The organism is Phyllobacterium sp., assembly GCF_037994405.1.
Taxonomy (GTDB): domain Bacteria; phylum Pseudomonadota; class Alphaproteobacteria; order Rhizobiales; family Rhizobiaceae; genus Phyllobacterium.
In genome coordinates this window covers 1-5522 of record NZ_JBBNAN010000521.1, presented here as the reverse complement: position 1 = coordinate 5522, position 5522 = coordinate 1, and the positions used below count along the sequence as shown (strand labels likewise).

4 protein-coding genes and 1 pseudogene are annotated in these 5522 nt (G+C 57.6%); 1 reads left to right on the top strand and 4 read right to left on the bottom strand.

From position 1 onward, the window contains the following. From AAAC48_RS28850 to AAAC48_RS28835, 4 genes and pseudogenes are all read right to left on the bottom strand, one after another. A pseudogene (locus AAAC48_RS28850) lies at nt 1-261 on the bottom strand (zinc-binding alcohol dehydrogenase family protein); the annotation flags it as partial. Between the two features lie 22 nt (nt 262-283). Then, nucleotides 284-1198, bottom strand: coding sequence for a 3-keto-5-aminohexanoate cleavage protein (locus AAAC48_RS28845; protein ID WP_340657469.1), 915 nt, complete (start codon nt 1196-1198; stop codon nt 284-286). A 12-nt stretch (nt 1199-1210) separates the two neighbouring features. After that, entirely contained in the window at nt 1211-2029 is an 819-nt protein-coding gene (locus AAAC48_RS28840; RefSeq protein ID WP_340657468.1) for an SDR family oxidoreductase, read from the bottom strand. Nucleotides 2030-2058: 29 nt separating this feature from the next. Further along, complete coding sequence (locus AAAC48_RS28835; protein ID WP_340657470.1) at nt 2059-2901, bottom strand: dioxygenase; 843 nt, start codon at nt 2899-2901, stop codon at nt 2059-2061. Between the two features lie 240 nt (nt 2902-3141). Between AAAC48_RS28835 and AAAC48_RS28830 the strand changes: the two genes are divergently transcribed. After that, nucleotides 3142-4188: a LacI family DNA-binding transcriptional regulator gene (locus AAAC48_RS28830; protein ID WP_340657467.1), complete on the top strand. Its 1047-nt coding sequence runs from the start codon at nt 3142-3144 to the stop codon at nt 4186-4188. Nucleotides 4189-5522 lie beyond the last annotated feature (1334 nt).

Genomic DNA, 5522 nt, shown 5'->3' with positions numbered 1-5522 from the left:
CACTACGACCTTGCCCGCAAAGTCGCGTCCCGGCGTCCGCGGGAACACGGCATAGGGCATCAAGCCTGTCGCTGCCTTGGCGTCGGACGGATTGACCGCTGCGGCATGAATCTCGACGACGACCTCGTATTGCTTAACGACACGAAGCGAATGCTCCTCGAGGGGGAGTTCAATCGCTTCGTAGCTGGGTGACTTCTGGTGCAACCGCAGTCCCTTCGCTACGATCTTGAGGGATTGTGGTTCTTGGCTGGTGAGGGACATGTTCTGCTCCATTCCTAAAAATTCATGCGACACGTTTGGCGTCTACGGCGCGCTTGGACAGGCCCAGCATGGCGCGCGCCTCCCGGGGATTGGCGATCTGTCCGCCGAGGTCTTCGACAATGCGGCGGGCCTTCTCGACCATCGCAGCGTTCGACCGCGCGAGTACGCCATGATCAAGGTAGATGGCGTCCTCAAGTCCAACTCGAACATGCCCCCCCGCAAGGTAGGACAGGGCGACGGTCTGAAAGGAAACCCTGCCAAAACCGATGGCAGTAAAGGCCGCGTCAGATGGCAAAAGGTTGCGAGCATAGAGAACCGTCTCGGGCGACGGCTGGAAACCATAGCGAACACCCATGACAAATGACGTAAGCGCCGGACCCTTCAGCGTTCCATCGTTGAGCAGATCGCCAAGCAGCGCGATGTCTCCGGAATCGAAGAGTTCAATCTCCGCTTTGGCTCCAGCGTCGTTGATCACACGGGCCATACGGCGAACATTGGCTGGCGTATTGATGACCACCTCGCCGCCTGAATTCATGGTGTTCAGGTCGAGTGTGCAAATGTCGGGTTTGAGCAACGCTATATGTTCCACGCGCCGTTCCGGTGCCATCAGCGTCGTGCCTGGCGCTGCCAGCTTGGGATCAGCGTCGGAAGGCACAAAGCGGCCCCCCGGCCCAGTCGTCAAATTGATAATAAGCTGCGGGTTCCGCGCGCGAACACGCGCCACCACTTCGCTGTAGAGATCGAGTTCCATCGACGGCCTGCCGGTTTTCGGATCGCGCACATGCAGGTGCACGATGGCTGCTCCCGCTTCAGCCGCGGCCAGTGCAGACTCAGCAATCTGGTCGGGTGTGATAGGCAAGTGCGGCGTCTGCTCCGGGCGAGTGAGATTGCCGGTCACAGCGCAAGTGATGAAAATTTTGGACAGCGGCGCGCGCATCTTGTGTCCTCCCTAGAGCGCGCGGCCGCCGTCGACCTGGATGATGTGTCCGGTCGAAAACGTGAGCATGGTGGCGCAAGCGGTGATTGCAGCGGCAATGTCTTCGGCTTCGCCGATCCTTTGCAGCGGTGTCGATGCCTTGACCTTGTCGTTGAAGTCCAAGCCCCGGCCGGGAACGAATTCGGTGTCAACGACGCCCGGTGAGACGGCCAGCACCCGAATTTCCGGTGCGAGCGACCGTGCCAGCGACTTGGTCATGACGTCGACACCCGCCTTGGCGGCACAATAGGCGATTGATGATCCGATTCCCGTGAAGGCGGCGATTGATGAGATCGACACGACCAGACCATCGCCGGAAGCTTTCAACATAGGCGCAAAGGTGCGGATCGTCGCGAACTGGCCGCGCCAATTAACCTGCAGCATCCGGTCGATGAGTTCGTCGGTCAGCGCGTCAAGGTCGGCGTGTGGTACCGGCTTGGTGAAGCCTGCGGCGTTAATCAGAATGTCGAGACGCCCGTAACGGGACTGAATCTCTGACCGCAGTTCGATCAGCGAGGCAGTATCGACAACGTCCGCTACATATGCCCCGTGCCCTTCGCCGAGGTCCGCTATCAACGCCTTCGCAGCGGCGGTGTCCCGCTCGGTCGCCAGATGCGTGACGACGACAATGGCTCCCGCCGATGCGAGCATACGGCTGGTGGCTGCCCCTATGGCTCCAGCACCGCCGGCGACAAGCGCTACCTTCCCGGAAAGCGAGCGAGGAAAAGAGGAGCGTCGATGGACTGCCGCAGAAACGGTAACCGGGCGCTCGAGTGTTGCTTGGATCGACATTGTTGTCCTCATATTTCTGGAAATTGGGGCTAGCGGATCGGCGGGATTGGCAACTTGGCCTCGCCCTCTTCCATCACAAACGTGTAGTTCAGTTTGAACCATGGTCCGGTAACGTCATCAGCCGGAGGCGTGCCTGTGCCTTGCCGGAAGTCGCCGACAAGATGACGGGTGACCCCGAAAACCACATCACTTTCCAGATGCTCGTCGTCATCGACGAAGACCTGCGTGATCAGTGTCTTGAAGCCAGGTTTGAAACAAAGGAAGTGGAGGTGCGCCGGACGGTACGGGTGGCGCATCTGGGCGCGAAGCAAATCGCCGACTGGACCGTCGGTTGGTACGGGATAGCCTGCCGGCTTGACCGAACGGAACCAAATGCGTCCATCTGTGTCACTGGTGAACTTGCCGCGCAGGTTCATGTCGGTCTGCATCGGATCCTGGTTCTCGTAAAGTCCGACGGGCGATGCCTGCCAGACATCAACTTCAACGCCGGCAAGCGGCACGCCATCGGGATCAGTTATCCGGCATTCAATAAACAGTGCCGCACCTGGCGTCTCGGAGCGGACAATGGATCCGCCATTCTGGGTTACCGGCGAATGCATGCGCCAGAAAGGCCCTAGAAGCGCTGCGGCCGTTTCGGTCGCGCCATGCCCTCCGTTGTTGAGCAGGCAGACCAGGGTAGAGAAGCCGATGCTGTCGGAAAACAGGATGCCTTCGTTGTGGGCGTCATTGGTCGCCTGGCCGATGCGGTTGAGAAAATCGACACCAAACTCGAACTCATCCTCTGTCAGCCGCACTTCGCGAGCGAATTCATGCATGTGCCGCACGAAAGAAGCCATGATCTCGCGCAGCCGTGCATCTTGAGCTTTTGACATCGCATCAAGGACCACCTCGGTCACTGCGCCCTGATCTTCAATGACGTGTGAGCGCGACAGTTTCTCCGCATTTCCCTTGGCTGCCAATGCCACCATTGCCGTCCTCCTCTTTAATCGTGCAACTACCATTTGCACTTGTTGTGCAATCGATTGCACGCTTATAATGCGATCGATTGCACGTTGTCAAGTGGCCTTAAACATGGTTGATTGGAAGAACCTGATTCACGCGATGCGAGTCCAATGAAACCAATACTTTCGCCCCGGTCTGCTTCCCATCGCACGGCTACGTTGCAGTCGATCGCCGAGGCGGCCGGCGTGCACCGTTCGACGGCCGCTCGCGCACTCGACCCCGCACAGAGCCACAGGATATCGGCAGAGGTGGTCCATCGTGTTCAGGCCGAAGCACATCGCCAGGGTTATCGCCGTGACGCGATTGCCGCGTCCCTGCGCACGGGGCGCTCTCGTCTGATCGGGGTCGTGGTGCCAGATCTGGCAAATCCAGTTTTTGCGCCCATCCTGGACGGAATTGGCGAGCATCTTGCAGGTATGGGCTATTCGATGCTGGTCGCTGACGGCGGGGCTAACGAGGCGAGCCAGATCAAGATCGTCGAGGAATTGATTGCGCGGCGTGTGGACGGCCTCGTGCTGGCCACAGCGAAGCGGCAGGACCCGGTGTTAACCGTGTGTCTCGACGCAGGCATACCGACGGTGCTGGTTAACCGGCGCGAAGACGGACTGCGTACGTCCTCGATTGTCACCGACGATGTTGGCGGCATGAAGCTGGCGGTCGAACACCTCGCTTCGATTGGCCATCGTAGGATCGGTCATCTGGCCGGCCCGAACGATCTTTCCACTGGTGTACTTCGCCGCAAAGGGTTTGACGACGCCATGGCGGCCGCAATGCTCGACCCCTCGGCGGTCGTCACAGCATCTGAATATAGCCGCCCTGCCGGACAGGTCGCGACTGCAGCCCTGCTCGATCATTGGACTGACCTCACTGCGATTGCCGCGAGTAATGATCTCCTTGCGCTCGGTGCGCTTCTCGAACTCAAGCGAAGGGGAATCGCATGTCCGGACCGGATATCAGTCATCGGTCACAATGACATGCCTCTTGTCGATATGGTCGATCCGCCGCTTACGACCGTCAATATCGGTCATGCGTCCATGGGGCAGGCGGCTGCGCGCAATTTACTCGAACGGATTTCGGAGAAGAACATGAAACCGTCAGCCGTCCTGATTGCTGCCAATCTGATCGTGCGCGCCTCAACGGCTAGACCTGGCAGGTAGTTCGATAGATTGCGGGAATACTGACAACTCGCCGCTGAGATGTAGGGATCCGCTTTACACTGCCGACACCGCGGCGCAAACTGGTTGCCTTTCGCCGAACATCAGCAAACGCGCGCTATCGGCTAAATTCATGGTCTGAAAACCGAACTTTTCTGGGTGGCGAGGGCACTCCCTTTCGCACGCAGACTCTGTGCGCTTTACAATATCTATCGAACATCGATCGGCGTCACTGCAATTTGAAGCCATCAGCTCAAGCCCCGGTTTTGGGGCACGGAGATATGTAAAAACTCCGCGAAACCATCATTTTGAGTCTAGCGTCGGACTGACGGAACTGACTGTCTTCAGCCACGGTGTACAGAATCGGAAGCCACGAGAAAAGGTTCGTTTGAAAATGCTGATAATGGCCAATATAGATTGGTTCCTGAAAGTCTACAATGATCGTTTAATAGGACGTCCGGGCGCAAGGACATCCGTCATCGAACGATGTGCCACGATGAACGTTAGCGGTCCAAACGGAGAAGAAATCAAAATACTAGAGCTATCGGCAAGGGCGGTGTCGGAAAGCAGTATTTCCAAAAGAAGGTGTTTTGCGTGTGGCGGTGCGTCCAGCACTGGCGCCGGAGAACACGTGATCCCTAAATGGCTTCCGAAGATGAGAAATTGCTGTTGGGCCGATGGTTGTCAAAAATACTGATCGGTGGTCAAAAAAACCAGCTTTGCTCTGGATCGGGCAAGACCTGAGCGCGGACCCTATAGTCCCTGCGAGCTTTGTCGATGAATTGCACCACTGCCATTTCGTACTTCAAAGCGCCCGTAAACCAACGACGTTCCGCTGCCTCCACGGCGACTTGCCTTTTTCACTCTATTTCTACGAAATCGCTTACAAGAGAGGAACGCAAGAGTTCGACCTGTCCACAAACGTCGTGGGCCAATCCGTGGCAATGAGCGTCGGCCGTCGTGGCGTGATATTTGTTAGCGATGGCGGGCTTCAAATGCACGCTGGTCCGAGAGGACCTTATGCGCTCTCCGGATCCACAGTTATGGAAGCTCAATTCAGTGAAATAGCAGCTCGTGTTCACTACAAGGCCGCACTGAGCGACGCATCTGTACCTCATTTTCGAAAACGACGAGTTCATGCAGATTGAGCAAGTACGTGTTGAAAAATACTCGGGCTTAATTCCTGGCAGCGAAGAGTCACGCATCTTCAGAGACTGAGGAAGAGTTTAGCTATGCCTTGGAAGCCTACACTGGACACGACAAGGTGGGGGGCGGTGGGCGAGATACCGACTGCCGGACATCGTTTCGAAGGCGGCGCCATCTGGTGAGGACCAAAC

What these genes read in the sequence shown, in the direction of transcription:
- AAAC48_RS28845 (WP_340657469.1), bottom strand. Translation starts at nt 1,198, where the DNA reads ATGCGCGCGCCGCTGTCCAAAATTTTCATCACTTGCGCTGTGACCGGC.
- AAAC48_RS28840 (WP_340657468.1), bottom strand. Translation starts at nt 2,029, where the DNA reads ATGTCGATCCAAGCAACACTCGAGCGCCCGGTTACCGTTTCTGCGGCA.
- AAAC48_RS28835 (WP_340657470.1), bottom strand. Translation starts at nt 2,901, where the DNA reads ATGTCAAAAGCTCAAGATGCACGGCTGCGCGAGATCATGGCTTCTTTC.
- AAAC48_RS28830 (WP_340657467.1), top strand. Translation starts at nt 3,142, where the DNA reads ATGAAACCAATACTTTCGCCCCGGTCTGCTTCCCATCGCACGGCTACG.